Genomic DNA, 24948 nt, shown 5'->3' with positions numbered 1-24948 from the left:
ATCACGAAGTACCGAGCGAGCCCCCGCCGATCTCCGAAGCTGCTTCGACTGAGACGTCGTGGAATACCTGCCCGTCGATCAAGTGCATGAGGCTATCGGCCGCTGATAGCGCAGTTGCCCGATGATCTCCACCGACTCTGAACAGTGCCAACAAGATCAATTCGATTGCGGTTTCTACTGGATGGCTCTTCACGGTGATGCTTTCCTTTCAATGCGACCGAACGTCGATCGCGACTCGACCATGAGCGATCGGCGTTTGCATTGGAATTTGTATTGACGCAAACGGCGAAAAAAGTTGCCCGGCCCCGTAGGGCCGAGCTGTTGTCTCAGGTGTACTCGCTCTCCGAGTCATGGGCGCGCCAGTTCATGGACTCGTCAACCCGGCGCTGCACCAGGGTTGCGAGGGCTTCCGGATCGTGGCTGTTGCCGTTGATGTGGATCGCGACAGAGCCACGACCGCCTCCAAAGTCGCCCCTCATTGGGACGCCAGACTGCGGACCAGCAGGAACGTTTCTGACCGCATCAGCGGGCGACGGGACGCTCTTGATCGGAGAGTCGCCGCTGCCGGCGATGCCTTTCTCGATCATCAGGCGATAGTCGCGCGCCCGCTTATTGCCGAGCCACTCGGTGAACTCGTTCCCGCCCACCTTGATCGTCGGAAGCGGCGGCAGACCCTTCCTGGCGCGAGCAACCGTGCCGTTGGGATCAGTCGGCAGACCCTGGTCGGTGTAGCCGCCGATCCTGTGGCTGCCTGCCAGAGCCGCGTCGGTGTAGGCGTCGAACTTCGCCCGAAGCTTCGGATCGGCCTTGACCTTCGCGATTGCGCCCGGCAGTTCGCCGCGGCGGATCGGGCCGTAGAAGCTGTTCCTCCGGCCATACTTATCGACACTCTGCGATCCATCGGCGTAGTAGCCGAGAGTCTTCCGGAGAGACCATCCCATCATGTCAGCGCGGTTGTAGAGGCTTTCGACAGTACCGCCGCCACTTGCGCCCTCGGTTAACTGCATGGCCGCGATGTCCCGCTTGAGCGTGGGGTCTTCCTTCATTTCGCCGGCGAATCGTGCTCGTCGAGCGGCGAGGTAGGCGTTACCGCTGAGGCCCATTCCGGCGGTCGTGTCAGCTACGCCGCCAGCGGGGACGTTGGTCCCTACGTCAGGAGCGCCAAGGCCGCCGCTGCGACCGCGACGGATGATGCCTCCCGACCCAACGCCGAAGTTAGGGAGCAGGCCGCCGGGCGTGGCGCCGTTGATCAGGGCATCGGGAGTGCCGACGCCGCTGACGAGACGGTTCATGTTGGCGCTGACAGCCGTGCTGCCGCTCAGTCCACCTAAGCCGCCGTAGATCCGGCCCCGGGAGCTGAAGTCGGTGCTGATGAACGAAGCGCGTTCGATCTTGCCACCGAGATTGTCCAGCTTGCTCCCGATGTAGCTCATCGGATGGACGTCCGCGGGGTTGAAGCTGTCGCCGGACTGCTTCTGATAGAGGTCTTTCTTGTGCTGGCGCTGCCGCTCTCGCCATTGGCCGGTCGTTTCTCCCGGCCGTTTCTTCGAGGCATCCGATATGCCGGCGTCGTTGTTCTCCGCGAGGAGCCAAGCGAGCAACGCAGCGGTGCCAACAGGGTTGGCGCTGGCAGCACCGAGCAACGCCCGACCACCGAGCAGACCCGCGATGCGGCTGATGATGCTCACCAAGCCGCTGAACACGGCCATGACCGGAGTAAGTGTCCCGAGTGCGACGGACAAGGCAACAATCTGCCCGGTCAGCCTCCCCAGAACTTCGGCGCTGTTGCCCTCGCCCATTGCCGCGGCCACGCCCTTCAGCAGGTTGGTGACGGTATCGAACACAGACCTGAGCCCGCCCGCGAAGCCCGACACGAAGCCGATGATCTTGTCTACGTCCACGGACGATAGTTTCGCGGCGATCTTGTCGAGTGCGTCGCCCATGTTGGCGACACCAAAGGCCTTCTTCAGCCGCTCGACAAGGTCTCTGGACTTCTCCGCGATCTTGCTGGAGGTGAAGATGCCGGTATGTCGATCGGACCAATCGGACACCTCAATGAAGCTCTGCTCAAAGCCGCTCCCGAATTTCTCCCATGCGAGACCGAACATCGCCTTGATCCGGTCCCAGCGCTTCGCAAGCGAGTTCAGCTTGGTGCGGGAGAACGCGGAAACCGCGTCGCTCTTTTCGTCGATCTCCTTCAGCGTCTCCCGGATTTGAGCGCCGGCCTTGGCCATCTGTACGAGTTCATCACGCCACTCGCGCATGCCGGCCAAGTTTGCAAACTTAGCGCGGGTCTGCTCGGTCATGTTCTGCATCTTCTCGAACATGCTCAACATGAACTCGCTGGGTGCAGACGCCATGCGCTGAGCCATCTGTGACCGGCCGCCGTACCCGATCATGCGTGCAGCTTGATCTAGGTCTTTGGCCCTCTGCCCACGGGCGTTTCCGGCGTTTGCAAATTCCGAGGTCAAGTAGCCGAGGAACGTTCCGGCCTTATTGCTTTGCAGGCCTGCCGAGATGCCGACCGATGTGAACGCGGAGAGATCGGTTTCCTTCATCCGCGTGGTGCTCAAGGCGGACAGAGCGCGCTTGTTCGCCTCTACCACCTCGTTAGGGTCTGCGGCGGTCGCGGCAGCGGCCACGGCGACCGAGTTCATCATCTTGAGCACGCGAGCGGGATCGGCCTTTTTCACGTCTCCATAGATGGACGTGGCGGTTTTTCCAGCGAGCCGCATCAACTGGCCGATGTCCATTTCGAGCGCGGCGGCAGATTCTAAGGCGCCCTCAGTGACCTTCTTGGCCGCATCCTTTCCGAATCCCTGCTTCAAACTCTCGGTGAATGAGTCGAGGACCACGGAAGCCGACTCGCCAAATTTGATCGCGACCTGATCCGACCAATCACCTCGCAGTTTCTTCACCTCTGCCGCTGAGAGCCCACCGAAAAGTTGAGTTTTTGTCTCGCTGGCTTCCGTCTCCATGCGGCGTTTAAAGGCGGATGCGACACCGGAGATGGTGATGCCGCCGGAGACGAGCGCCGTGGTTGGCGAAATACCACGGGGGAGCGCGCCACGGCCGCTGGAACTGGCACTACGACCAACGGCGCGTTGCTCAGCCTGCCGGCGGTTGAAGGTCTGCCGGTCAAGGCGGTCCAGTTCACGATGGAACGCCCGCGCGTCACGCAGGCTGTCTGCATAGGCCGACTTCCATTCGGTGCGATAGGTCGCAGCGGCCTTGCGGGCGTCGTCGGTGAACTTCTGTAGGCCTGCCGAGAGGCTGTCAGGAAACAGCTTAGGCGCTGAGATACCGTTGATGGAGTTGATGACCGCCTTAAGCTTCTGGAGGTTTTTTTGCAGTCCGACGACCACAGGACTCATGCTGTCGGTCGCGGTCAATGATACGTGGAGCTGGAGGTTCTCTGACATGGTCTCTCTTCTTCGTTGGCGCGGCCGAGCGCGCGGACGGTGACGGCGTAAAATCGCCTTTTGGAAAATGCGCTCATATGGCGCGTGAAATGGTGACGCCCGATGATTTCGGGGGTGGGGGTGCGGATGCATGAACCTCGCGCGCGTGTGGGGGTGCATCCCCGAAGGCCTGGGGTGGTGGTAAGTCCGCTTTTGTTGGTGGCTAAGGAAAACCGCTCAGCCAATGCCGGGGCCATGCCGCATAAAAAATCTCGCCTTCACCCCTCCCGCGCTCGCGAGCGCTTGGAAACCTCACTGGCCCGTGCAGGGCGAGAACGATGATGGTGATGGTGATCGTGCTCCCGGCGGACGGTGAAGTGAGGAGCAGCGGCCGTGGTGGTCGCGTCGTCCGTCGCGGTGACAAGCGGTCAGCTTTGAGCGCACCGCGTCCAGTCGATCGCAGCGACCCGGCCGGTGACGTATGTCATGGGCAGACAGCGTCACCGGCTGGTGATCACTGACCGTCATCCATGCGAGCGGGGACACGCAGACGAACGATGCTGGGGCGCGGGGTCGGTGACTGACCACTGCAGTGTCTTCCGTGGCCGCGGCACCTCAGCGGCCTCCACCATATGACCTCAGCACAACGGAGCCTTGGGCGAGGGCCGAAGATCGAAAAGATTTTCGTTGACGGGACGGCTCGCGCTCCGTTACAGATACGTCAACGGACGTTGAAGTATTCGTAACAGGCGGGTCGTGGCTCAGCACAACGGGAAGTTCATCACCTACTACCGGGTTTCCACCGGCAAGCAGGGTAAGTCTGGTCTGGGCATAGAGGCTCAACATGCGGCAGTTGCGGCATATCTTAACGGTGGCGACTGGACGATCGTTGCCGAGTTCACAGAGGTGGAGTCGGGTAGACGATCTGACCGGCCCGCGCTGGAGCAGGCACTGGCCGCGGCACGCCTGCATCGGGCTGCGCTGGTCGTCTCCAAGGTTGACCGCCTTACGCGCTCTGTCGCCTTCCTGTCCCGCCTGCTTGAGGCTGGCGTTGACGTTCGGTTCGCGGACCTGCCCGTGATCGAAGGTGCTACCGGCCGTTTCCTTCTTCAGCAGATGGTCGCAGTGGCGGAGCTGGAAGCCGGCATGATCTCAGCCCGCACCAAGGCGGCACTGGCAGCGGCCAAGCGCCGGGGTAAGAGGCTTGGCGGCAACCGTGGCGTCGTCCCCGGTGCGAAGATGCAGGAAGCCTCACGGAAAGCCCTACTGGAGCGCACCACGAAACATGCAGCAGATATCGGCCCGACGATCCGTAAGCTACAGGCGGACGGCGCCACGTCGCTACGGGCGATTGCAGATGGCTTGAACGAGGCCGGCATTCCGACCGCGCTCGGCAACGGAAAGTGGCAGGCCGTGCAAGTGCAGCGCGTTCTCGCGCGTTTATCGCAGTGACACGCAATAGCTGCCGGAGCTGGTAAATGTCCCGCTCAGACAAGATCGGCCGGGCAGACGGGCAAAGGCGCGTGGCGTGTCCACATGGAGCGCAATGCAGCACGGTCCCGACCCCAGATACCCGACCGGACACACGCTGCCGCCTTTGGCGATCTGGTCGCGACCGTGGACGGGTATGCAGTAGGGTCCGGCAAGGGCTGAAGGCGCAGCAGTGAGAGCCAACGCGAGTGCGTGCAGTCCTGCGAGTCGTCTCAATATCATCTGCTGCGCCTCCGACCGCGGCGACTCTTCCGAAGCTGAAACCGCGGTCCAAACTTTACCATTAGCGCGGGAGGCGCAACAGTGAGAGCCGCGACGAGTCGTCTCAATCACCATTACGCCTCCCTGTACGAACGGCAGACTCCCTGGAGAAAAGCTGAAACTGCCGTCCGAATTAGCGAGCTGCCTATCAGGCGGCCCGTGTAGCAGCGCTCATCTCTGCTTCGATCTCCGCGAGCCGTGTCTTGGCGGCTGCTAGAGCAGCTTCAGCCTCTGGCACAATCGCGAGGGCGTCCGCGTGCGTCCGCTCAGCCATAGCCAACTCCACTTGAGCAGCAGCCAAGCGCTGCCCTCGCTCGCGGGCGACAAGGTGTCTGGCGCGTTGGTCGCGCGCATCGGGCGGGATTGCCTCGATGGCAACCCGGGTTGAAATTGCACTGCGCAGTCGTCGTGTCATGTCAGTTTCCCTTGTTTTCGCCGCGAGTTGCAGCGATTTCATTCATCATGTCTCGGGTGAGACCCGTGGCTTTGGCCCGGCGGTCATGCCAAGCTGGGTCGAGCGATCGTTTCCGGCGAAGCTCTGAAATGGTCCGTTCGTCGGCCGGTTTGTCAGGCTGTTGCACCTTGCTGAAGCCGCTTGGCGCTCTGTCATGCAGGTCACGAACATAGTCCGCGATCTTCAGCGAGAATTTGCCCGGGAGGACTAAGCTGTCTCCATCCAGGGTCGATCCAGCCAAATCGCACGCGACCATCATCATGGTCGCGCTGTTGAGCTGGTAGCCCTTGGCGCGTGCCGCAGCGACGACGGCATCCTCAATTGCGTCCGTCATCACGCGGCCTCCCGGCGAAGAGCGGCGATCAGGGCTCGCCGACACCAGCTTGAGCGATTGGGCGCGGACGGGTCATCGACCTGTGCCGCTCGGTCGATATGCTCAACCAGCACGGCGGGCAACAACATCGTGACGTGTTTCATTGGACTGGTCACAAGTTCATGGGCATCAAACTTTGGTTTCATGTAGAGGTCTCCAAAACGCGAAAAGCCCGCGTGCGGTGATGCAGCGGGCGGGTGGATGATGGTGGCGAGGTTTTTCAGGTCACGAACGGGGCAAATGTTCGTTCATGTAATGTTCTGCTAATCTAGAACACTTCCTGCCACGAAATGTGGCCAACGTCAAGGGTGCATTAATCACTTTTTGTTTCAGATCGTCACAATGCAAATCCTCTTTTATGCATAGTGTGACCGGCGGGTCTGGCCGTTCAACTCGTTCAGCGAGTTCAACAAAGCCGAAGGCGGTGACATCTGGTTCGCGCTCGACGAAAGCCGTCCGCTCGCGTGTTTCGCCGGCATCTGGACCAATTGGACGTCGGTCCGGAAGGTCAAGGAGGGCGAGAGCACCAACGACCTGTACGCATTCCTGACGACGGAGCCGAACGCCGAGGTCGGCGCCATCCACCCGAAGGCGATGCCTGTGATCCTGACGACGCCCGACGAGGTTGAGATCTGGATGACCGCTCCTGCGGATGAAGCCCTGAAGCTGCAGCGGCCGCTTCCGGACGGATCATCGCCCGCGGCGTGAAGGAAGACCCGGCGCCCGCAGCCTAACACAATGGGCGCACGGATACCTTGTTCCTAGGTCAGCACAGCGGGGAACACGTGGAAAAGCGCAGCCCCCGCGATTTCGAATCCCTGGGCTGTGGTAGCAGCGCGGAACGCACGGGGGCCGACAAGGATTCGGTCGAAGGCCAAGGAGCGATTTCGATGCTGAAGTTCAAGGAACGGCAGCCCGCGATCCGGACGCTGCGCGGCTGGGCGATCTCGGTGCTGCAGGAGGCCGGCGCCATCCGCGAATGCGAGGAGCACAGCTGGATGCAGGACCGGGCCGACCCCCATGCCCGCCAGAGAGCAGTCGATCTCGCCTGCAAATATCCGCCGGCGGGCATCTCGGCCGATCATGCCGTCGCGGCGATCCTCGAAGTGCTCGATTCCATCGGAGACACGTGCCCGGACTGCCCCGCGAGCGAAAGGGGTCCCGAGGACTTAGCGAAGCGGTTCCGACAACCTGGAACGACTTCACCTTAGCGCCGGCGCGCGACCCAGACTCCAACCAAAAAGGCGGCCAAGAGCGACCGCAACGGGGCATTCATCGCTGCCTCGCGCAAGCGATCGGCCAAGCGCAGGGCGACGTCTTGAGATGGGCGCGGTCGTGGCAAGTCGGCGGCCGTTTTCGCTTCGGCATTCAGCTTGGCCGCAACAGCCAGCTCCGCGCCTTCTGGGTCGTTCACGAGGCCGGAGGCTTCCGTCATCGCTGAGGCTTCCTTCATATCCATGCGAACCTCCTACTAGTAGCGTCAGGCCGACTTTCGCTGCGGCCTGGCGACGGGTTTCTTCGCAGCCGCCTCCTTCGCCGGCTTCTTGCCGGCGATGGGCATCAGCATCTCCTTCTGGCCCGCGGACGCCTTCTTCGGCTTCTTCGCAGGCTTCGCCGCGTTCGCAGGCGGAGCCTCCTTGCCGACTGACCGGCGCAGCGCCTCCATCAGATCGACGACGTTGCCCGCCACCGGCTTGGACTTCGGCGTGATCGGCTTGCCGGCGCGCTTCTGGTTGATGAGATCGATCAGCGCGCTCTCGTAGTGGTCTTCGAACTTCTCGGGATCGAATCGCCCAGCCTTCTGGTTCACGATGTGCTTGGCGAGGTCGAGCATGTCCTTGGTGACCTTCACGTCCTGGATCTCGTCGAAATACTCCTGCTCGCTGCGCACCTCATACGGATAGCGCAGCAGCGTGCCGACCAGGCCCTTGTCCATCGGCTCCAGCGCGATGATGTGCTCGCGGTTGGTCAGCACGACCCGCCCGATCGCGACCTTATCCATCTCGCGGATGGTCTCGCGGATCACCGCGAAGGCGTCGTGGCCGACCTTGCCGTCCGGCCGGACGTAATAGGGGCGGATCAGGTAGCGGGGATCGATGTCGACGAACTCGTCGATCTCGATGGTGCGCGTGGACTCCAGCGCGATCTTCTCGAGCTCTTCCTTCGACACCTCGATGTATTGGCCCTTCTCAAACTCGTAGCCCTTGACGATGTCCTCGTTCTGGACCTCGTCGCCGGTGTCCGCATCGACCTTCAGGTATTTGATGCGATGGCCGGTCTCGCGATTGAGCTGGTTAAACGAGATCTTCTCGCTCTCCGAGGTCGCGGGGTAGAGCGCCACCGGACAGGTGACCAGGGACAGACGCAGGAAGCCTTTCCAGTTGGCGCGCGGGGCCATGTTACGCAGAACTCCATTGGGGTGGCCTGGATTCAAGACGAATGGCAGATGGCAGTTCCGACAGGCGGGCCTCTCCGGGCGAAGATTCATCCGCACGGTCCTCGCCGCCAGCGGAATGCGACGGATGCCCATTGACTCTTATGGAACAAATGAAGAACATGGAAGCATATCCGCTGCCCGCCGACCAGGCCATCGAAGCCTGCGGCGGAGACCCCCGGGAGACGGTCAAGGCGTTGTTGATCGCCATCGACTTTCTCGAGGCCGAGGCCAACGAGCTGCTCGCGGCGGTCTCGAAAGGATATTCACGTGGGCGACATGGCGCGCAGCGCGAACGCAAGGGTGATTGCGATGGACGTCACCTACCACGTGGCATTGCCGTTCGTCATGGCGGACGACGGGGTGGCGGCCGGTGAGGCGGTGGAGTGCCTGCGCGCCAACGCGGCCGTCATGCGCGCCGAAGCGCTCTCGCGGAAAACCGGCTGCGCGGGCGCGGTCGCCTTTTCGCGGACAGGAGACCCGTCCAGCGGCGATTTCAGCGACGCCAGACTGATCCGGAGGTGCCGGACCTGCACACTCTGTGACCGGCACGAGCCGATCATTCCTCGCCCGGGGTCGCGGCATCGCCCGACTCGAGCAGGTTAAGCGCGGTCTCGATCTGCTCGATCAGGCGCTCGATTTCCTCGCGTTCGTTCGGTCCGGTACCGCTCTCCAGTCGCTCCATGAGCGCCTGCTTCCGCGCAAGCAGGTTTGCGACAGCCGACACATCGCACCTCCCCATGTTTGGCATCTAAGGGAGTTGGTGCGGCCGTGACGAACTTGCCAGTCCCGATTCTGGGAGATCCGGACCAGCCCGGGCCTTCCGGACCGCTATTTCGCGGGCGGCCGAAGCGGGCCGTCCACCCACGTCCGGGCGGTGGGGTCGTGCAGCGGATCGTCGTCGCAATCGGAGCAGACGTAGCGCTCTCCGCCTCTGGCGCCCTCGTCGCGCACGAGCTTCATCGCCGCCCACAGTGCGGGCAAGGCTTCCGGATTGGATGCTGCAACGACATTTGGCTTCCCCCGCCTCGGTCAGCGTAGTGCCCTTTTCCGGGCGGGCGCAAGCGATCTCTTGACCCGAACCTCATCGACCATCGAAGATCGGCATTCGGTGATGTTGTGGGGTGGCGTCATGGAAGAGTTCTACAGTGGCTTCGCGCAGCGGGCGCGCGATCTGGCGGAGAAGGCCGACCCGTTCACCAGGCGGCGGCTTCTCGATCTGGCACAGAGGTACGAGCTCAAGAGCAGACCTGGACCGAGCTACGGACGGCCATCGCCGCCCACGCGCGCGACCCCGCCGACGGTGCTCTTCTCGGGCTCCGGCGAAGCCTGACACCCGGGCCTGCTTTCGCCCTGCGAAGCGCGGTTTACAGAGTATCTCCCAGGTCAACCCGGCGATGTCGCGCCACCGAGCAGCTGCGAGACGGCGGCGGCCAATTGCGCCGGCGCAAAGGGCTTCTGAATCAGGACGCTGCCGTCGACGCCCCGCGATTTCCAGTCGGGCGCGCTGGCGCTCGTCATGTAGACCACGGGAAAGCCAGGCGAGATTTCCCTGATCTGCTGCGCCAGTTCCCAGCCGCTTATACCACCACCCAGGTTGATGTCCGTCAGCAGGACCCGACATCCTTCGCGGCCATCGCAAAACGTGGAGAGGGCCGCCTCCCCCGAATGGACCGAGCAGGCCTGGAAACCGCCGTCGGACAAAGCGTCCTCGACGAAGGTGGCGATGAGAGCTTCATCCTCCACGACCAGAACACGAACGGCATCACTCACTTTAAATCTCCTCGGCGACCGAGCCGGGTCGTCTCGCGTGCTGGCAGTGCGCTGGTCCGCAGTCCGGCGGAAGAGCGAGCTTCGCCGTCGGGCAGCCAAGCGCGTGGTGCGGCCTCAAGCCACCGGCACACCGTAATAGGCATTCACGGACCGGGTGGTCGCGGGATCGCTCCAATTCCAACTGCTCTCGTCGGCGTATTTCGGGGCGCCGCGGAGCTGGTCCTGGGAAATGCCGGTGACTACATAGCCGCCGAGGTTGGTGTCGTATTTCAGCGTCTGCCATGGCAGCGGATAGTGATCGTCGCCGATGCCGAGCAGGCCGCCGAAGCTGAGCACCGCGTACGACACCTTGCCGCTGATCTTGTCGATCATGACGCGCTCGATGTAGCCGACCTTTTCGCCCTTCGCGTCGTACGCGTTCGTGCCCTCGACCTTGTCGCTGCCGATCAGGCTGAACGTCTCGCGATCTTCCATGGTCATGTTGACCTCCTGGGTGTTGTCTTCGGGAATCAACGGGGCCACGGTGCCTCTGTTCCTGGCACAATCCGGGGCGAAAAGTTGATTTCCCAGGGATGAAGCGGCCGGATCGGATGACGCGCCGCAATGTGCCGGACGAAGTCGGCGAGCGGAGTTAGAGCATGGAACTGACCGATCTGGAGCGCGATTTTCTGAGGAAGCTCATCGGCGAGTCCTGGGTCAGCCCGCCGACGTTCGACCATGAAATCGTGGCGCGGCTGGTGGAGCTCGGTCTCGTGGAAACCGAACCGCTTCCATCCGGAGATATCGAGTATCGCATCACCGAGGCCGGGCGGGCGGCGGCTACCGCGTGAACCACCGATCGAAGAGCCGCGGGCAGATCGGAGGAACGATAACCTTGCGACCCCATTGAGCTGCAGGGACCGTCGCCCGCCGTTGAACTACGGCGCCTGTCGCGGATAGCCAAAGGTCTCACGACCCGCTATTCAGAACTAGCGCTCGCGAGGATAGCCAAAGGCGGCGGCCTCTCGGACTTCCGTGTTCTCGAAGCCACGGGCAAAGGCACCCGCGCAGTCCGCGCGAGGTCCACCCGCACCCTCCTTATCTGCCCCTCAGCGAGAGGCTGATCCGCGTTACGATGTCGTCCCAGTCGCGCTCTTCGTTCGCCGGGTAGTTGATCAGGACGCAGTGAATCAATCCACTTGAGAAGTTGCACCGGTCGTACCAGACCTTGTCGCCCTTATAACTGGACACCGCGAAAAACCGAGGCGTCGTTCGCTTGTACTGAATGCGCGCGGGCGGATGCTTCTTTGCGAGAAATGCAGCTGGTGAATCGTTCGAGACGTTGGGCGTGGCCTGTATCGTAAGGTCGGCTCGGCCGTCAGCAGTCCGAAATCGCTGTCCGTAGCCGTCCGGCCGGCCCGCCTCTTCGGTAAAGATCGAGGCCGGAAAATCGACCGAGGTACCTGTCTGCGGGATGGAGTAGGTGGTCCATCTCGCCGGTTGAGCCGAGACCATGGAGGTCGAGACGGCAAGTCCAAGAACGAGCGCCGACACCGTCGATTTCATCGCGTCTCTCCAACACTATGGAGGCCCAATCCGGAAATCACTTCTGGCCCGACGACGCCTGGGCATTCGAATTGTTCGGGTTCTGCTTGTTGGCCTCATGATGGCCGATCGCGCAGCCGGCCGCCGCGCCGAGGTTGCCATGACCGGCCATGTGGCCGGCGACGCCGCCGACGATGGCGCCCTTGATGCAGCCCTTGGCGTCCGCGCCGGAGGCCGATGCCAGCGCCATTGCGGCCACGCATGCCGCCTTGAAGATCCATTTCATGAGCGTTCTCCGGGCTCGGTTTCCGCGAAATCAATTCGATCCGGAGGCGGTCGTTCCCGTTGCGGGCACGTTCCTGACGGCAGCTCCGCGATTCACTCATCGGCAGCGAACTCGGTCTCGTCGGCGAGAGCGACCCAGCCGTCTCGTCAAGGAGCAAGTCGCGGGCTTCCGAGTTTTCCATCTGTTGGAGCGAAATCGTCCATGCCTGGAGAGGTCATGCGCGCGGTCAGGGAGAGCAAACGGTCCAAGAGGTCCCGCTTCCTCCGCGACGCGATGGTCGACGTGCAGATTGCCAGCCGCGGCATTCGCAGCAGGCGGGTCCTGTTGGCGATGCGCCAGGTCCCTCGCGAAATTTTCCTTGATCGGCGGTTCGCGGAAGCCGCGTACGAAGACATTGCCGTACCGATTCCGAAAGGGCAGACCATCTCTCAGCCCTACATCGTCGCCAAGATGCTCGAGGCTGCCGCGATCGCCAAATCGGACCGGGTTCTGGAGATCGGCGCGGGTTCGGGTTATCTGGCGGCGCTCGCCGCCAAGCTCGGGCGGGAGGTTTGCGCGATCGAGCGTCACGAGGCATTGGTGCAGCGCGCCCGATCGCGACTTCGGCATCTCGGCTGCCGCAACGTGGATCTGCGTCATGGGGACGGGACCGCAGGATGGCCGGATGGCGGCGAGTTCGACGTGATCCTGGTCTCGGCCGCCAGCGCGCAGATGCCCGCGGTCCTCAAGAATCAACTTACTCCGTTGGGACGACTGCTCATCCCGCTCGGCGATCCTGACGGTGTGCAGTGGCTGACGAAGCTGACACGCAAGCCGGACGGTAGTTTCATCGAGGAAAGGATAGAGGAGGTCCGCTTCGTTCCTCTGATCTCCGGCTGAAAGCCCGCTCGCCGTGTCAATTGGCGCGAAAAGGCCGCCTGGAGGCGGCCAGTTTTTGATCTTCGCTTCTTCTGCTTACTTCTTGAGGGCGTCAGCGGCGTCCCGCGCCGCATCCTTCACGTCCCCCGCGGCGTTGTGGGCGGATCCCTTGGCCTTATCGAGCTTGCCTTCGGCTTCCATGTCCTTGTCGCCAGTTAGCTTGCCGGCACCTTCTTTGATGGCGCCTTTTGCCTTGTCGGCGGCGCCCTTCACATGTTCGCGGTCCATGATCGTTTCCTTTGCTGTCCGGAAGATCAGCACAACGAAAGTGTTGCGCAGCGGTTCCTCGCAGAACAATGCACGGTGTTCTCAACGAACACTCCGAACGTGGCTCTTGGCTGAGCAAAGCTGGGACGTTTGGAACGTCGGCTCTTGGCGGCAGCCGCCCGCTGCAACGACGAATGCAGACCGGATGCCCGCTATCGAATCCACAGCAGCCGAAAAGCCCGTGAATCCCTCGTTTTTCAGGTACCTCATTGCCGGCGCTGCGGATATTCTGCGGTGAGCCAGCCGACCGGTGCTGGCAGCCTTTCCGAGCAGCGATGTTACAGGACACGACCGATCTGGTTGCCATGGCCGAGGCATTGAGCCGGTCGGCCGACTATCGGGTGCTGCGGCGCCTGGTGCCGCGGCCGGCGTCCCAGCCGACAATCGGGCAGGATTGCAGGACCGGAATCCTGCTGGACACCGAGACGACGGGCCTCGACCACGCCAGAGATGAGATCATCGAATTGGGGATGGTCAAATTCGACTACTCAGCCGAGGGCCGGATCGTCGGCGTCCGCGATGCGTTCTCCGCGTTCAACGAGCCGTCCGCACAGATCCCGCCCGACGTGACGGCGCTCACCAGCATCAACGACCAGATGGTGGCCGGCCATAAGTTCGACGACGCGGCTGTCGCAGCTTTCGTCGACGACGCGGTTATCGTCATCGCCCACAACAGCGGATTCGACAGAAAATTCGCCGAACGCTACTGGCCCGTGTTCGAGCAGAAGGCGTGGGGCTGCAGCGCGACCGAGATCGACTGGCGTTCACATGGATTCGCAGGCGCGCAATTGGAATACCTGTTGAACGGGACCGGCTTCTTCCACCAGGCCCACCGCGCCGTCGACGACTGCCACGCCCTGCTGGAGGTCCTTGACTTCGTACTGCCGACGACCGGTGCGCCGGCGCTCGCGCTACTGCTCGAGACCGCCCGCAAGCCGACGCTACGGGTCTGGGCGGAGCAGACCGCATTCGAACTCAAGGACTCGTTGAAGCGCAGGGGTTACCGTTGGAACGACGGCAGCGATGGGCGTCCGAAGAGCTGGTACATCGACCTCTGTGAGACCGCCGTAGACGACGAAATCGCGTTTTTGCGAACCGAGATCTACATGCGTGACGTCGATCCCAGCGTGCAGCGGCTGACGGCTTTCACTCGCTTTTCTTGCAGGGTATGAAGGCGGCCGCCGTACCGATCGAGCGTTGGATACCGGCCGAGCCGCTTCTCGATGCGCTTGCGGCTGTTGCCGTTTGACGGCCTTCTTCAAGGCGTGCCGACCCACCGACCTTCTTCGCCTCATACCGGACCTCGTGGTCCTGTCCCTTGGCCGGGCCCGGTCCTGTTTGCGTCAGTCTTCCACGCTGCGAGTGGACGGTCAAAACAATTCGGCTATGATATGGAACGTCCTTAGCGCGGAGCTTGGTTGTGATCTCCGGTCGGAAAGCGCTCGCGATAGCCTCGGGACTGATCCTGCTTCTTGCCCTATGCAGTTGCTCGGAAAAGCAGAGCGAACCTGCCGAGCAGCCGGTTCGCGGCCTTCGCGCCTACAAGGTCGCTGCGACGGCGGAGAGCCGTTTGCGCCACTTCCCAAGCATCCTGCAGCCCGCCGATGTCAGCCGCCTGTCCTTCGAAATTGCCGGACAGCTCAGGGCCGTAACGCTGGAAGCTGGCCAAAAAGTCCAATTGGGAGACGTGTTGGCGGAGATCGACCCGCGGTCGCTGCAGACACAGGTCGACCAGGCGAGCGCCGGCGTAAATCAAGCTCAAGCTCAGCTGAACAATGCCGACGCGGAATTTCAGCGCCAGGATCAGCTTCTGAAGAGAGCCGTCGCGACACAAGCCAACTTCGATCGAGCCAACGCAGCACTGCTTACCGCCAAAGCGCAGCTCGACCAGGCGCAACGTCAACTGGATCTGGCAACTCACAATCTTGATCGCAGCAAGCTGCTGGCTCCCTTCAGCGGCACAATCGCCGGCGTCGAGGTGAAATCGTTTGCGCAGGTGGCGGCAGGTCAATCGATCGTTACGCTGTATAGCGACGACAGCTTCGAGATGGACTTCCTGGTGCCGTCGGGAACGTTCCAGACGCTCACGGTCGGACAGCCGGTCGCCGTCAAGGTCGCCGACAGGCCCGATCTTTCCCTTAAGGGGGAGATCAAGGAGCTGGGCTCGAAGGCCCAACAAGTGTCGGCATTTCCCGTCGTGGTCAGGCTCAAGAACAGCGCGCCGGGCCTCAATGCCGGCATGTCGGTCGAGGTCACGATCGAAGAGCCGCTGATCGGCGGCAGCGCAAGCGGCTTCTTGCTGCCGCTGACCGCACTTGTTCCGGAGGGCGGCAACGATCTGCGGGGTGTCGCGACCGTATTCCTCTATGACGCGGCGGGCTCGACGGTCAAAAAGCGCCAAATCACCGTTGGTGGCGTTCGCGACAATCGCCTTGTCGTGACGGAGGGGCTCGGCGTCGGCGACATCGTCGCCTCGGCCGGAGTGTCCTATTTGACTGATGGTGAGAAAGTGAAGCTTCTTCCGCTTCAGGAGTAGCGCTTTTGAATTTTCTGACCCGGTTCGGCCTGGCGCGCTCGCGCTTCACCATCACCATCATGATAGGCCTACTGGCGGCTGGTTTTGCGCTGTATCCCGATTTCCCCAAACGCGAAGATCCGGTCGTGGTGATCAGAACGGCGGTGGTGTCCGCGCTGTTTCCGGGGATGGCCCCCGAACGCATGGAAAATCTGGTCGCCGTTCCGATCGAGCGAAAGATCAGGGAGCTCGCCGAGGTCAAGGATATCCGCTCGCTGGTGATCGAGGGATCGCTGATCGTCTACGTCGACCTCGAGGACGAAGTCGGGGACGTCAACGCGGCATGGCAGCGCCTGCGCGACAAGATGACCGACGTCAAGATCGAGCTGCCGGACAACACCATCGGCCCCTTCGTCAACAGCGACTTCGGCGACGTCGCGATTGCAACGATTGCAATCACGGCCGAGGGCTTTACCCAGCGCGAGATGAAGGATGTCGCGGACGATTTCCGCAAGAAGCTCTATCTGGTTCACGGGGTCGCCAAAGTTGAAGTGCTGGGGGTTCAGGACGAGCGGGTCTGGCTTGAGATCGACACCAGCAAGCTGGCGGCGGTGGGTGCTCAGGTGACCACCCTTGTCAAGGATTTGCAGACGCAGAACGTCATCCTGCCGGCTGGAAATATCGTAGCCGACGGCACGCGCATCCTGCTGGAGGCCTCCGGCGATTTTCCGAACGTGCGCGCCATCGAAACCATGTTGACCCGGGTTGGCACAACCGAGAATCTGGTGCGGCTGTCGGACGTCGTCTCGGTGCGCCGCGACTACGTCTCGCCGAAGGTGAAGCCGATCTTTTTCAATGGTCGACCCGCCGTCGCGCTCAGCATCGTGATGCAGCCGGATCAGGACGTCACCCAGCTCGGGAAAAAACTTCGCACCTTTGCGCGGAGCTATCGGGACAAGCTGCCGATCGGCTACGAAATCGATTTCGCGGCCTATCAGGCCGAACAGGTCAGCGCTGCGGTCAACTCGGCGCTCTCGAGCGTCGCGCAGACGTTCCTCGTCGTCGGCGCCATCGTCATCATCTTCCTCGGGCTTCGGGTCGGATTGATCGCAGCGATGATCGTTCCCTTTGCCGTGATGTTCTCGCTCATCGGGATGCGCGTGCTCGGCATCGCGCTCGAGCAGGTTTCGATCGCAGCGATCATCATTGCGCTGGGCCTCCTGGTCGACAATGGTGTCGTCATCGTCGAAGACATCATCAGTCGAGTAGGACGGGGCATGTCGCCGACCGACGCCGCGCTGGCATCGGGGCAGCAATATGCTTTTCCTCTCCTGGTCTCGTCGGTCACGACGGTCGCCGCATTTCTTCCGCTCTTCCTGCTTCCGGGAGCGGTGGGCGAATACGGCTTTTCACTCGGTGCTGTCGTCGCGGTGACGCTGGGCGGTTCATGGATTGCCGCGCTCTATATTCTTCCTGCCCTGACGGTCTGGTTCATGGGCCCGAGAATCCGCACAAGCCATGAAAGCGATCCCGAGTCGGGCCTTCATAAGGCCTACGGCGCGGTGCTGCGCGTGGTACTTCGTGCCTCTCCGATCGTGTTGGGCATCTGCGGTGCGCTGGTCGTGCTTTCCGTCATGCAGTTCGGCCGGATCCCCAAGCAGATGTTTCCGCTCAGCGAACGCAACCAGTTCCTGATCTACATGAACATGCCTGACGGCACAGATATATCGGAGACCGAGAACAGCGCCTTGAAGATTTCCCGTTGGCTTGCCGACCCAAAAGAAAACCCGGAGATCGCGAGCCACATCCTTTATGTCGGCGATGGCGGACCGCGGTTCTATCTGTCATTGACGCCGGTGCCGGCGGACCCCGGCACGGCGTTTTTTCTAGTCAACACCAAAGACTATCAGGGTGCCGTTCGCGCCGCGGATCGCGCATGGAAGCATCTATTCCAAAGTCATCCCGAAGCGAACTTCAAGATCAAGCGGCTTGCGATGGGGGCGGTGGAAGCTGGCATCGTGGACGTAGAAATATCGGGACCGGATGCAGATCGCCTTCTTGCGCTCAGCGGGCAGGTGCGGTCGCTATTCCGAAACGCACCCGGTATTCGGGACAATGATGACGATTGGGGAAACAAGGTCATCAAGGTCATTGTCGACGTCAATCAAGACCGTATCCGGCAGCTTGGGCTGACGTCTGAAGAAATAACCCAGCAGCTGAGGACATATTTCACGGGAACGTCGGTTTCTGTCTATCGCGAAGGCGATAACTCGATCCCGATCGTATTCCGGGCGGGCGCGGAGACACACAGAAGCGTCGAGGGGCTGACCAGCGCCACCTTCGCGCACAATGGAAGCCTGATTCCGCTTGCCCAGGTCGCGACATTACGGATGGGTTTTGACTTCTCGAGGATACGCCGGAAGAACCAGGAGAGGACGGTCATCGCCACCGGTCGCAGCGCGACGCTGACGGCCGGAGAGCTTCTGGCGTCTATCCAGCCTGGCCTGAACAAGCTCGATCTCGGCGGCGGATACCAGGTCGTCATCGGCGGCGAGATCGAAAAGAGCGCCGAGACCAATCAAAGGCTCAGCAAATGGCTTCCGGCTGCCCTTGTGGTCATGGTGTTTGCGATCATCCTGCAATTCAATTCGTTCCGTCGCACGCTGCTGACGTTCGTGACCATCCCGTTGATTTTCGTCGGGATACCCTGGGCGCTTCTGGCGACCGGACAGCCGCTGTCGTTTTTCGGAACGCTGGGGATCATCAGCCTTGCGGGCATCATCATCAACAACGCGATCGTGCTGATCGACCAGATTGATATCGAGCGCGAGACGCTGGAGCTGCAGGAGGCCGTGGTCGCGGCGTCCAAAAAACGCTTGCGTCCGATCCTTCTGACCTCGGCGACCACCGTTCTCGGGCTGCTGCCTATGGCGATCTTCGGTGGAGCGCTTTGGACGCCGATGGCCGTCTTGATGATGTCTGGGCTTGCCGTGGCGTCGATGCTGACGCTGTTGTTCGTTCCGGCCGGGTACTTGTTGCTGTTCGGTTTCCGCGGAAAGCCCGGTCACGTCGTCGATCGCGCGGGACGCTGATCCGGGCGGAGAGGGTGTTGGGCATGAGTTCACAGGCCGGAGTCGCTCGCTGCTCGGTATCGCGAAATCGGTTCCCAGCGGGCGGACGGACTGCTAATCATAGGTCCTCCGCTTGCAAACTTGTCTGCCGACCAAGAGCCAAGAATTGGAGCACCCTCATGACCCCCATCACCGAAGACGAGGTCAACGCCGTCCAGCAAGCCTGGTGCGACGCACTGATACGCATTGGTACGGTGCACGCCGAAGGCGGTGACTTCCGTGCCGTCGCCGGCGCGCTGATCGATGACCTGTACGATTACGCAGAGGGGACTGTCTTCTTCAAGCCGACGCTCGCCTACGGCAAGAACGCGTTCCGCAGCACGAAGAAAGGTGCGCTGTCCTACTTCGTCGCAGGTGACCCCGACTTCCCGGAGGACAAGGGATTTGCGCTGAATCACTGGGTGAAGGTCTGGTACGACAACAACGCTGCGGAGAACGGAATCCAGATTCACGGCGACATCGCCATCACCATGGGCAATGTTTATGCGCAGAGCGCGTCCGGGGGGGAGATCATGGTAGATAAGACCTTCGTTTTTCGCCGCTGCGCCGATGGCCGGTTGCGGCTCTGCGCGCACAAATCGGCGCTGCCATACTCACCCGACAACTGAGACGCCCGCAAAGCTTCCAGGTGGATCAACCATAATGGTTGCCAGATTTATTCCGAGCCGCGGAGACCTGTTCGGTGGGCTTTCCGCAGGCGTCGTGGCCCTGCCGTTATGCCTCGCGCTCGGCGCGCTCTCGGGCCTCGGCCCGGAATCAGGTCTCTACGGCGCCATCGTGCTCGGGATACTCGCCTCGCTATTCGGTGGTACGCCAGTGCTTGTGTCCGGCCCGACCGCGCCTATGACGCTGGTCTCGGCCGGCGTCGTCGCCGCGAGCATGCTTCCCAACGGTGAGGTGAACCTTGCTTTCGTCGTCGCCGTCTTTCTGCTAACGGGCGCGCTGCAGGCGCTGTTCGGGCTGCTGCGCCTCGGGAGCTACATCCGCTACGTGCCGTATCCCGTGATCTCCGGATTCATGAGCGGCATTGGCGTCCTGATCTTCATCCAGCAAATTTTCCCGATGGCCGGAATGGCGGCGCCTTCCTCGGAGCCCGCAAAGATCCTCGCCAAGCTGCATACGCTGCCCGCCGGATTCGCCTGGCCTGCTGCGCTGATGGCTGCGGCGACGCTTGCAATCATCTATCTCCTGCCGCGCGTCACGCGGGCGATCCCTTCATCCGTCGTCGCCCTGGTGCTGGTGACCGCGGGCTCGCTCCTGTTCGGCGTGGACGCGCCGCGCATTGGCGCCATCCCGTCCGGGCTGCCGGCGTTTGTCGTGCCCGAATTCGATTTCACGCGGGTGAGCTTCATGGTGACCACGGCGCTGGAGCTCGCATTGCTCGGCGCCATCGATTCGCTGCTCAGTGCCTTGCTGGCCGACAACATCACCAAGACCCATCACGCCAGCGACCGCGAGCTGATCGGACAGGGTATCGGCAACATGGCCGCGGCGCTGGTCGGCGGGCTCCCTGGCGCTGGCGCCAGCATCCGCACCATCGTCAATATCGAGGCCGGCGGCAGCACACGTCTGTCGGGAGTCGTTCACGGCTTATTCCTGCTGGCGGTGTTGCTCGGCCTTTCAGGCGTGGTGCGATACATCCCGACGGCGGTGCTGGCCGGTATTCTGGTCGCGGCCGGCCTGAGTTGCATCGACAGGCGTGGCCTAGGTCACATCACAAAGGTGCCGCGCGCTGATGCGGCGCTGATGCTCCTGGTGCTGGTGCTGACGGTTTTCTCCGGTGTGATCGTCGCCGTCGCTGCCGGCCTGGTCGCGGCCTCCTTCGTCTTCATGAAGAACGTCGCCGATCTCTCCGAACAGCAGACCACCATCGGCCCGATGGCAGACGAGCCATGGGCCGACGAGCTCAGTCTGCCCGCGGCGGACCGGGACCGGCTCCTTGTCAAGCACATCGAGGGTCCGCTGTTCTTCGGCTTCGCCCGCGGCTTCGCCGACATCGCCCAGCGCGCGCAGGGGGGCAAGTTGCTGGTGCTCCGCATGGACCGGGTCCGCTTCATGGACCAGTCGGGCGCCTATGCACTTGTGGATGCGTTGATCGACCTGAAGGCCGCCGGCCTGCGCATCCTCATCGTTGGGCTGCCGGTGGCACAGCTCGACATCTTGAAGACGCTCCACCTCGTCCCCGACGTCGTGCCGGAGAAGGACCTCTTCCACGATTTCCGCTCGTTAAAGGACGTGCTGCCACGCATACTGGAGGAGACCGGGTCGATGCGGAAATGAATTTTTAGCGATCTTGATAGCTGACGCACCTGTCCGTTCCTGACCGGCGAAGCAAGCCTTGAGTTCACTGCGCCATGACGATGGGCGGTGACGTCCAACACTTCGTTTCTGTGCCCATCACTGTGAGGTCCACTTCTCGCGCAGATTAGTGCGCCGGGCATCGGCAAGGACGCCTACATTCCCGCCCATCCGGGCGCGGCAGGGTATTTTAACGGCAAGTAGCAGTCATTTCTCGACAGGCACGCGAACAAAATGTTCTATGTCTTTGAGCCTGTTGGCATCGATGTTCGCCGCGATGTAGAAGTTTACGACGAGAAATTCATACCGTCGGGTGGACCGTCGGCTGTGCGCCTCTACGATTTGATGGACAAGATCGGCGCTGCGGGCAGCGTAGCAGAGCTCGCGGATGCCGAACGGGACACCAACGGAACTCTCAAGTTCGATCTCGAAAAGCATTCCAGGGGCGACGCCGATGCGGCCGAGAGGGCGGTCTTGGCTTTGGCAACCCGTCGACTTGAGTGTCTGACCGGGCGTCCCGAGCCTCCATGTTGAGGGCCTCTAGTTGAACTCGATATTGTCGTCGTTGAGCGAATTTCTGGTTGCCGGAGCCAGGCCGAAAACGCCGCTTGCGAGGGCGATCATGCTCGTTCTTGTCATCAAGCTGATCGGAATCGTCAGCATGAAGATTTTCATGTTTCCGGATAACGCGAAGCCGCTCGTTGACGCAACCACCGTAGCCCGTGTGTTAGGTCCATCCACGTCCCCGCGGTAACCAGCGACGGATATTTGATGATGTTCGATCTTGACCCCGTCAGCCTTGCCCGACTGCAATTCGCAATCACGGCTCTATATCATTTCCTGTTTGTTCCTCTGACGCTTGGGCTCTCGCTACTGCTTGCCATGATGGAAAGCGTCTACGTGATGACGGGTCGGGAAATCTGGCGTGACGCGACCAAGTTCTGGGGCAAGCTTTTCGGCATCAACTTTGCGATGGGGGTGGCCACTGGAATAACCATGGAATTCCAGTTCGGAACCAACTGGGCGTATTACTCCCACTACGTCGGCGACATATTCGGCGCACCGCTTGCGATCGAAGGGTTGATGGCCTTCTTCCTGGAATCGACTTTTGTCGGTCTGTTTTTCTTCGGTTGGGACCGTTTGCCGAAGCTCGGACATCTGGCCGTAACGTGGCTGGTCGCGATCGGCTCGAACCTTTCGGCCTTGTGGATACTCATCGCCAATGGATGGATGCAGAATCCGGTTGGCGCCATTTTCAACTCCGACACCATGCGGATGGAGCTCACTTCGTTCTGGGATTTGATCTTCAATCCTGTCGCCCAAGCGAAGTTTGTCCACACGGTCGGGGCCGGATATGTCACCGGTTCAATGTTCGTTGTAGCGATCTCGGCTTACTACCTGCTCTCGGGACGTTTCCACGCCTTCGCAAAACGATCGATCATCGTTGCATCGGCATTTGGGTTGGCGTCGGCCCTCTGTGTCGTCGTTCTCGGGGACGAGAGCGGTTACACTCTGTCAGAGAATCAGAAGATGAAACTCGCGGCCATCGAAGCCATGTGGCAAACCGAGCCGGCGCCGGCGGGATTTTATGTTTTCGGGATTCCCGACACTGCAAACCGCCGGGTCGTCTATGGCGTCAAGATCCCATGGGCGCTAGGCATTATCGCCACGCGCTCGTTTGACCAGCAGGTTGCGGGAATTAACGACCTTGTGGAGCACGCCGAAAGCCGAATCCGCAATGGTCTGATCGCCTACGACGCACTCGAGCGGCTGAAGCAGAATCGCGGCGACAGCCAAGCCGCGGCGCAGCTCCGTGACCATGCATCCGATCTTGGATATGCCCTGCTTCTCAAACGGCACGTCACCGACCCGCGCACCGCGGACGCCTTGACCATTGCGAAAGCCGCGGCAGACACGATCCCCAACATCGGCCCGCTGTTCTGGAGCTTCCGTGTCATGGTGGGATTGGGCTTCTATTTTATAGGCTTGTTCGCGCTGATCTTCTGGAATGCGTCGCACAGGAATTTTTCCCGTCGGTGGCTGTTGCATTTGATGGTGTGGTCGTTGCCGCTTCCCTGGATCGCCGCTGAACTCGGCTGGATCGTCGCCGAATATGGACGCCAACCTTGGGCAATCGATGGGGTGCTTCCGACATTTCTCGCGGCGTCTTCGGTATCAGCCGGCCAAGTCCTGTTCACGTTGGCCGGCTTTGTTATGTTTTATACTTCTCTTCTCGTTGTCGACATCGTTCTGTTGCGCAAATACGTCCACATGGGACCCGTGGAGGCGTTGGGTTTGAGGCCTGCGCCGAAACTCTCCCTGGCTGAGTGAGGGGCATATATGACCATCCCGCTCGACTACGAAACCCTCCGCGTCATCTGGTGGCTTCTTCTCGGTCTGTTGCTCATCGGCTTCGCCATAACCGGTGGATACGATCTCGGGGTGGCAATCCTGCTGCGATATGTGGCGAGAAACGATGTAGAGAGACGGATCACGATCAACGCCATCGGACCGTTCTGGGAGGGAAATCAAGTCTGGTTGATCCTCGGTGCGGGTGCCGTGTTCGCGGCTTGGCCAGAGGTCTATGCAGCAACTTTCTCGGGCTTCTACGTTGCAATGTTCCTGGTGCTCGCGGCGCTTATCCTGCGGCCCGTGGGGTTCAAGTTTCGGAACGGATTCGCCGATACGCGCTGGCGGGCGTTCTGGGACTATGCGTTGTTCTTGGGTGGCGTTCTGCCGAGTCTGATTTTCGGCGTGGCATTTGGCAATCTGTTGCAGGGAGTTCCTTTTCGCATCGATAGCGATCTAAGGGTCCTCTACGAAGGGGGTGGACTTCTTGAGCTACTCAATCCCTTCGGCCTGTTGTCTGGCCTGGTGTCGGCGGCGATGCTCGCCACCCACGGCGCCGCCTATCTCGCCCTCAAGACCGACGATGCCGTGCAACAGCGCGCGCGCGACGTCGTGAAGATCGGAGGGTTAGCGACCTTCGTCTTGTTTGTCGCGGCGGGGCTTTGGGTTTGGTTAGGCATCGATGGATACGCCATCACCAGCGTGGTGACGAGCGATGGTTCGTCCAACCCATTGCTGAAAACGGTCGTGCGCAAGCCCGGCCAATGGCTCGCCAACTACAGGGCTCATCACTGGATGATCCTCGCTCCGCTTCTCGGCGTGCTGGGACCGCTTCTTATTCCGTTTCTGGCGATGACACACCATCGGGTCCTGACGTTTGTCGCCAGTGCGCTTGGCATCTTCGGCATCGTCGGCACTGCCGGTGTGAGCATGTTTCCCTTTCTTGTGCCGTCGAATATCGCGCCTGAGGCGAGCCTGACCGTCTGGGATGCTTCTTCAAGCCGATTTACATTGTTCGTGATGCTGCTGGCGACGCTGATCTTTCTCCCGATTGTACTAGCCTATACCGCGATTGTGTTTCGCGCGATGCGCGGGCCGGTGACGGCAAGCTTGGTTGAGAAAAATTCGGCTAGTTTCTATTGAGGACGCGCGATGTGGTACTTCGCCTGGATACTCGGCATCGGTTTCGCCTGCAGCTGCGGCATTCTCAATGCTGTCTGGCACGAGCATCATCTGCCGGATGAGGGGGTGGATTCAGACATTTAATCAGAACGTGTGCGCCTTCCGCCCGCCCCTCGACCAGCCGCCCACGCATGGCACCTTCTCGTCATTTCGCTGCCGCGCAGCAATTCGCTCGTTTTCAGAGCAGTCACGACATCGGGTTTAGTACACGTCCTACCTTGCCTGGGATTGTGACAAAGCGGACGTCACCATCGGTAATGCCTAATTATCGGAAGTCATGCCGAGCAAAAA

The 24948-nt window shown here is 61.5% G+C and carries 28 protein-coding genes and 1 pseudogene; 17 read left to right on the top strand and 12 right to left on the bottom strand.

The genetic code is table 11. The annotated features are described in order from the left end of the window. Positions 1-326: 326 nt before the first annotated feature. Entirely contained in the window at positions 327-3422 is a 3096-nt protein-coding gene (locus OWC48_RS09540) for a phage tail tape measure protein (protein ID WP_282519755.1), read from the bottom strand. Positions 3423-4157: 735 nt separating this feature from the next. On the opposite strand from OWC48_RS09540, the gene OWC48_RS09535 reads away from it, so the two are divergent. Next, entirely contained in the window at positions 4158-4853 is a 696-nt protein-coding gene (locus tag OWC48_RS09535; protein ID WP_282519754.1) for a recombinase family protein, read from the top strand. Positions 4854-5569: 716 nt separating this feature from the next. Here the strand turns inward: OWC48_RS09535 and OWC48_RS09530 are convergent. After that, positions 5570-5941, bottom strand: coding sequence for a hypothetical protein (locus tag OWC48_RS09530; protein ID WP_282519753.1), 372 nt, complete (start codon positions 5939-5941; stop codon positions 5570-5572). Then, a complete protein-coding gene (locus tag OWC48_RS09525; protein WP_247485424.1) occupies positions 5941-6126 on the bottom strand; it encodes a hypothetical protein in 186 nt (61 codons plus the stop codon). Before OWC48_RS09525 ends, OWC48_RS09530 begins: the two co-directional genes overlap by 1 nt. Before the next feature lie 223 nt (positions 6127-6349). On the opposite strand from OWC48_RS09525, the pseudogene OWC48_RS09520 reads away from it, so the two are divergent. Together OWC48_RS09520 and OWC48_RS09515 are read left to right on the top strand one after the other, a co-directional pair. Further along, positions 6350-6714, top strand: a pseudogene (locus OWC48_RS09520) (SOS response-associated peptidase family protein); the annotation flags it as partial. A 156-nt stretch (positions 6715-6870) separates the two neighbouring features. Further along, on the top strand, positions 6871-7191 hold the full coding sequence (locus OWC48_RS09515; RefSeq protein WP_282520079.1) for a hypothetical protein: 321 nt from the start codon (positions 6871-6873) through the stop codon (positions 7189-7191). Here OWC48_RS09515 and OWC48_RS09510 read toward each other — a convergent pair. Further along, positions 7188-7439: a hypothetical protein gene (locus tag OWC48_RS09510; RefSeq protein WP_282519752.1), complete on the bottom strand. Its 252-nt coding sequence runs from the start codon at positions 7437-7439 to the stop codon at positions 7188-7190. The two genes, OWC48_RS09515 and OWC48_RS09510, sit on opposite strands and share 4 nt — an antisense overlap. Before the next feature lie 21 nt (positions 7440-7460). Continuing rightward, on the bottom strand, positions 7461-8378 hold the full coding sequence (locus tag OWC48_RS09505; RefSeq protein ID WP_282519751.1) for a Ku protein: 918 nt from the start codon (positions 8376-8378) through the stop codon (positions 7461-7463). Positions 8379-8527: 149 nt separating this feature from the next. Between OWC48_RS09505 and OWC48_RS09500 the strand changes: the two genes are divergently transcribed. Both OWC48_RS09500 and OWC48_RS09495 read left to right on the top strand, forming a co-directional pair. Next, positions 8528-8791 carry a hypothetical protein gene (locus tag OWC48_RS09500; protein WP_282520089.1) on the top strand — a complete coding sequence of 88 codons (264 nt, stop codon included), beginning with the start codon at positions 8528-8530 and terminating at the stop codon, positions 8789-8791. Beyond that, entirely contained in the window at positions 8727-9020 is a 294-nt protein-coding gene (locus OWC48_RS09495; RefSeq protein WP_282519750.1) for a hypothetical protein, read from the top strand. The genes OWC48_RS09500 and OWC48_RS09495 overlap by 65 nt, the downstream gene beginning before the upstream one ends. On the opposite strand, the gene OWC48_RS09490 is transcribed toward OWC48_RS09495, so the two are convergent. Then, entirely contained in the window at positions 8974-9141 is a 168-nt protein-coding gene (locus OWC48_RS09490) for a hypothetical protein (protein WP_282519749.1), read from the bottom strand. The genes OWC48_RS09495 and OWC48_RS09490 overlap by 47 nt on opposite strands. A gap of 405 nt (positions 9142-9546) precedes the next feature. Here OWC48_RS09490 and OWC48_RS09485 point away from each other — a divergent pair, with 405 nt between their 5' ends. Further along, positions 9547-9747 carry a hypothetical protein gene (locus OWC48_RS09485; RefSeq protein ID WP_282520078.1) on the top strand — a complete coding sequence of 67 codons (201 nt, stop codon included), beginning with the start codon at positions 9547-9549 and terminating at the stop codon, positions 9745-9747. A 53-nt stretch (positions 9748-9800) separates the two neighbouring features. Here the strand turns inward: OWC48_RS09485 and OWC48_RS09480 are convergent, their stop codons facing one another. Then, the gene (locus OWC48_RS09480) at positions 9801-10187 is read right to left on the bottom strand and encodes a response regulator (protein ID WP_282519748.1); all 387 of its coding nucleotides are present in this window, start codon (positions 10185-10187) and stop codon (positions 9801-9803) included. A 114-nt stretch (positions 10188-10301) separates the two neighbouring features. Beyond that, positions 10302-10667: a PRC-barrel domain-containing protein gene (locus OWC48_RS09475; protein WP_018643617.1), complete on the bottom strand. Its 366-nt coding sequence runs from the start codon at positions 10665-10667 to the stop codon at positions 10302-10304. A gap of 158 nt (positions 10668-10825) precedes the next feature. Here OWC48_RS09475 and OWC48_RS09470 point away from each other — a divergent pair, with 158 nt between their 5' ends. After that, positions 10826-11017: a hypothetical protein gene (locus tag OWC48_RS09470; RefSeq protein ID WP_282519747.1), complete on the top strand. Its 192-nt coding sequence runs from the start codon at positions 10826-10828 to the stop codon at positions 11015-11017. Positions 11018-11264: 247 nt separating this feature from the next. On the opposite strand, the gene OWC48_RS09465 is transcribed toward OWC48_RS09470, so the two are convergent. Further along, positions 11265-11732: a hypothetical protein gene (locus tag OWC48_RS09465; protein WP_282519746.1), complete on the bottom strand. Its 468-nt coding sequence runs from the start codon at positions 11730-11732 to the stop codon at positions 11265-11267. A 37-nt stretch (positions 11733-11769) separates the two neighbouring features. Beyond that, positions 11770-11997: a hypothetical protein gene (locus tag OWC48_RS09460; RefSeq protein ID WP_282519745.1), complete on the bottom strand. Its 228-nt coding sequence runs from the start codon at positions 11995-11997 to the stop codon at positions 11770-11772. Positions 11998-12213: 216 nt separating this feature from the next. Here OWC48_RS09460 and OWC48_RS09455 point away from each other — a divergent pair, with 216 nt between their 5' ends. Then, positions 12214-12876 (top strand): protein-L-isoaspartate(D-aspartate) O-methyltransferase, encoded by a 663-nt coding sequence (locus OWC48_RS09455; protein ID WP_282519744.1) that lies wholly within the window; start codon positions 12214-12216, stop codon positions 12874-12876. Positions 12877-12951: 75 nt separating this feature from the next. On the opposite strand, the gene OWC48_RS09450 is transcribed toward OWC48_RS09455, so the two are convergent. After that, on the bottom strand, positions 12952-13143 hold the full coding sequence (locus OWC48_RS09450) for a CsbD family protein (protein ID WP_282519743.1): 192 nt from the start codon (positions 13141-13143) through the stop codon (positions 12952-12954). A gap of 314 nt (positions 13144-13457) precedes the next feature. Between OWC48_RS09450 and OWC48_RS09445 the strand changes: the two genes are divergently transcribed. The 6 genes from OWC48_RS09445 (at position 13458) to OWC48_RS09420 (ending at position 21660) form a co-directional block, all read left to right on the top strand. Continuing rightward, positions 13458-14354, top strand: coding sequence for a 3'-5' exonuclease (locus OWC48_RS09445; RefSeq protein WP_282520077.1), 897 nt, complete (start codon positions 13458-13460; stop codon positions 14352-14354). 248 nt (positions 14355-14602) lie between these two features. Beyond that, complete coding sequence (locus OWC48_RS09440) at positions 14603-15718, top strand: efflux RND transporter periplasmic adaptor subunit (RefSeq protein ID WP_282519742.1); 1116 nt, start codon at positions 14603-14605, stop codon at positions 15716-15718. Between the two features lie 5 nt (positions 15719-15723). After that, complete coding sequence (locus OWC48_RS09435; protein ID WP_282519741.1) at positions 15724-18789, top strand: efflux RND transporter permease subunit; 3066 nt, start codon at positions 15724-15726, stop codon at positions 18787-18789. Between the two features lie 158 nt (positions 18790-18947). Then, on the top strand, positions 18948-19436 hold the full coding sequence (locus OWC48_RS09430) for a phosphoribosyl-AMP cyclohydrolase (protein ID WP_282519740.1): 489 nt from the start codon (positions 18948-18950) through the stop codon (positions 19434-19436). 34 nt (positions 19437-19470) lie between these two features. Continuing rightward, positions 19471-21108 carry a SulP family inorganic anion transporter gene (locus OWC48_RS09425; RefSeq protein WP_282519739.1) on the top strand — a complete coding sequence of 546 codons (1638 nt, stop codon included), beginning with the start codon at positions 19471-19473 and terminating at the stop codon, positions 21106-21108. A gap of 252 nt (positions 21109-21360) precedes the next feature. Next, entirely contained in the window at positions 21361-21660 is a 300-nt protein-coding gene (locus OWC48_RS09420; protein WP_282519738.1) for a hypothetical protein, read from the top strand. Between the two features lie 6 nt (positions 21661-21666). Here the strand turns inward: OWC48_RS09420 and OWC48_RS09415 are convergent, their stop codons facing one another. Next, entirely contained in the window at positions 21667-21789 is a 123-nt protein-coding gene (locus tag OWC48_RS09415) for a hypothetical protein (protein WP_282519737.1), read from the bottom strand. 111 nt (positions 21790-21900) lie between these two features. Here OWC48_RS09415 and OWC48_RS09410 point away from each other — a divergent pair, with 111 nt between their 5' ends. Genes OWC48_RS09410 through cydX form a run of 3 tightly spaced genes read left to right on the top strand, consistent with a single transcriptional unit; the run spans position 21901 to position 24741 of the window. Then, complete coding sequence (locus OWC48_RS09410; RefSeq protein WP_282520076.1) at positions 21901-23457, top strand: cytochrome ubiquinol oxidase subunit I; 1557 nt, start codon at positions 21901-21903, stop codon at positions 23455-23457. Between the two features lie 9 nt (positions 23458-23466). Next, positions 23467-24618 (top strand): cytochrome d ubiquinol oxidase subunit II, encoded by a 1152-nt coding sequence (gene cydB / locus OWC48_RS09405; RefSeq protein ID WP_282519736.1) that lies wholly within the window; start codon positions 23467-23469, stop codon positions 24616-24618. A gap of 9 nt (positions 24619-24627) precedes the next feature. After that, positions 24628-24741 (top strand): cytochrome bd-I oxidase subunit CydX, encoded by a 114-nt coding sequence (gene cydX / locus OWC48_RS09400; protein WP_282519735.1) that lies wholly within the window; start codon positions 24628-24630, stop codon positions 24739-24741. Positions 24742-24948 lie beyond the last annotated feature (207 nt).

The organism is Bradyrhizobium sp. Arg816 (assembly GCF_029989365.1).
In the GTDB taxonomy this organism is placed as follows: Bacteria; Pseudomonadota; Alphaproteobacteria; order Rhizobiales; family Xanthobacteraceae; genus Bradyrhizobium.
This window is presented reverse-complemented; position numbering and strand designations above follow the sequence as displayed.

Excerpts from the sequence above, each read along its gene's own strand:
- OWC48_RS09485 (WP_282520078.1), top strand. The coding sequence starts at position 9,547 with ATGGAAGAGTTCTACAGTGGCTTCGCGCAGCGGGCGCGCGATCTGGCG.
- OWC48_RS09475 (WP_018643617.1), bottom strand. The coding sequence starts at position 10,667 with ATGACCATGGAAGATCGCGAGACGTTCAGCCTGATCGGCAGCGACAAG.
- cydX (WP_282519735.1), top strand. The coding sequence starts at position 24,628 with ATGTGGTACTTCGCCTGGATACTCGGCATCGGTTTCGCCTGCAGCTGC.
- OWC48_RS09460 (WP_282519745.1), bottom strand. The coding sequence starts at position 11,997 with ATGAAATGGATCTTCAAGGCGGCATGCGTGGCCGCAATGGCGCTGGCA.
- OWC48_RS09470 (WP_282519747.1), top strand. The coding sequence starts at position 10,826 with ATGGAACTGACCGATCTGGAGCGCGATTTTCTGAGGAAGCTCATCGGC.
- OWC48_RS09510 (WP_282519752.1), bottom strand. The coding sequence starts at position 7,439 with ATGGATATGAAGGAAGCCTCAGCGATGACGGAAGCCTCCGGCCTCGTG.
- OWC48_RS09465 (WP_282519746.1), bottom strand. The coding sequence starts at position 11,732 with ATGAAATCGACGGTGTCGGCGCTCGTTCTTGGACTTGCCGTCTCGACC.
- OWC48_RS09505 (WP_282519751.1), bottom strand. The coding sequence starts at position 8,378 with ATGGCCCCGCGCGCCAACTGGAAAGGCTTCCTGCGTCTGTCCCTGGTC.
- OWC48_RS09515 (WP_282520079.1), top strand. The coding sequence starts at position 6,871 with ATGCTGAAGTTCAAGGAACGGCAGCCCGCGATCCGGACGCTGCGCGGC.
- OWC48_RS09500 (WP_282520089.1), top strand. The coding sequence starts at position 8,528 with ATGAAGAACATGGAAGCATATCCGCTGCCCGCCGACCAGGCCATCGAA.
- OWC48_RS09445 (WP_282520077.1), top strand. The coding sequence starts at position 13,458 with ATGTTACAGGACACGACCGATCTGGTTGCCATGGCCGAGGCATTGAGC.
- OWC48_RS09495 (WP_282519750.1), top strand. The coding sequence starts at position 8,727 with ATGGACGTCACCTACCACGTGGCATTGCCGTTCGTCATGGCGGACGAC.
- OWC48_RS09450 (WP_282519743.1), bottom strand. The coding sequence starts at position 13,143 with ATGGACCGCGAACATGTGAAGGGCGCCGCCGACAAGGCAAAAGGCGCC.
- OWC48_RS09420 (WP_282519738.1), top strand. The coding sequence starts at position 21,361 with ATGTTCTATGTCTTTGAGCCTGTTGGCATCGATGTTCGCCGCGATGTA.
- OWC48_RS09525 (WP_247485424.1), bottom strand. The coding sequence starts at position 6,126 with ATGAAACCAAAGTTTGATGCCCATGAACTTGTGACCAGTCCAATGAAA.
- OWC48_RS09540 (WP_282519755.1), bottom strand. The coding sequence starts at position 3,422 with ATGTCAGAGAACCTCCAGCTCCACGTATCATTGACCGCGACCGACAGC.
- OWC48_RS09530 (WP_282519753.1), bottom strand. The coding sequence starts at position 5,941 with ATGACGGACGCAATTGAGGATGCCGTCGTCGCTGCGGCACGCGCCAAG.
- OWC48_RS09415 (WP_282519737.1), bottom strand. The coding sequence starts at position 21,789 with ATGCTGACGATTCCGATCAGCTTGATGACAAGAACGAGCATGATCGCC.
- OWC48_RS09410 (WP_282520076.1), top strand. The coding sequence starts at position 21,901 with ATGTTCGATCTTGACCCCGTCAGCCTTGCCCGACTGCAATTCGCAATC.
- cydB (WP_282519736.1), top strand. The coding sequence starts at position 23,467 with ATGACCATCCCGCTCGACTACGAAACCCTCCGCGTCATCTGGTGGCTT.
- OWC48_RS09430 (WP_282519740.1), top strand. The coding sequence starts at position 18,948 with ATGACCCCCATCACCGAAGACGAGGTCAACGCCGTCCAGCAAGCCTGG.
- OWC48_RS09425 (WP_282519739.1), top strand. The coding sequence starts at position 19,471 with ATGGTTGCCAGATTTATTCCGAGCCGCGGAGACCTGTTCGGTGGGCTT.
- OWC48_RS09455 (WP_282519744.1), top strand. The coding sequence starts at position 12,214 with ATGCGCGCGGTCAGGGAGAGCAAACGGTCCAAGAGGTCCCGCTTCCTC.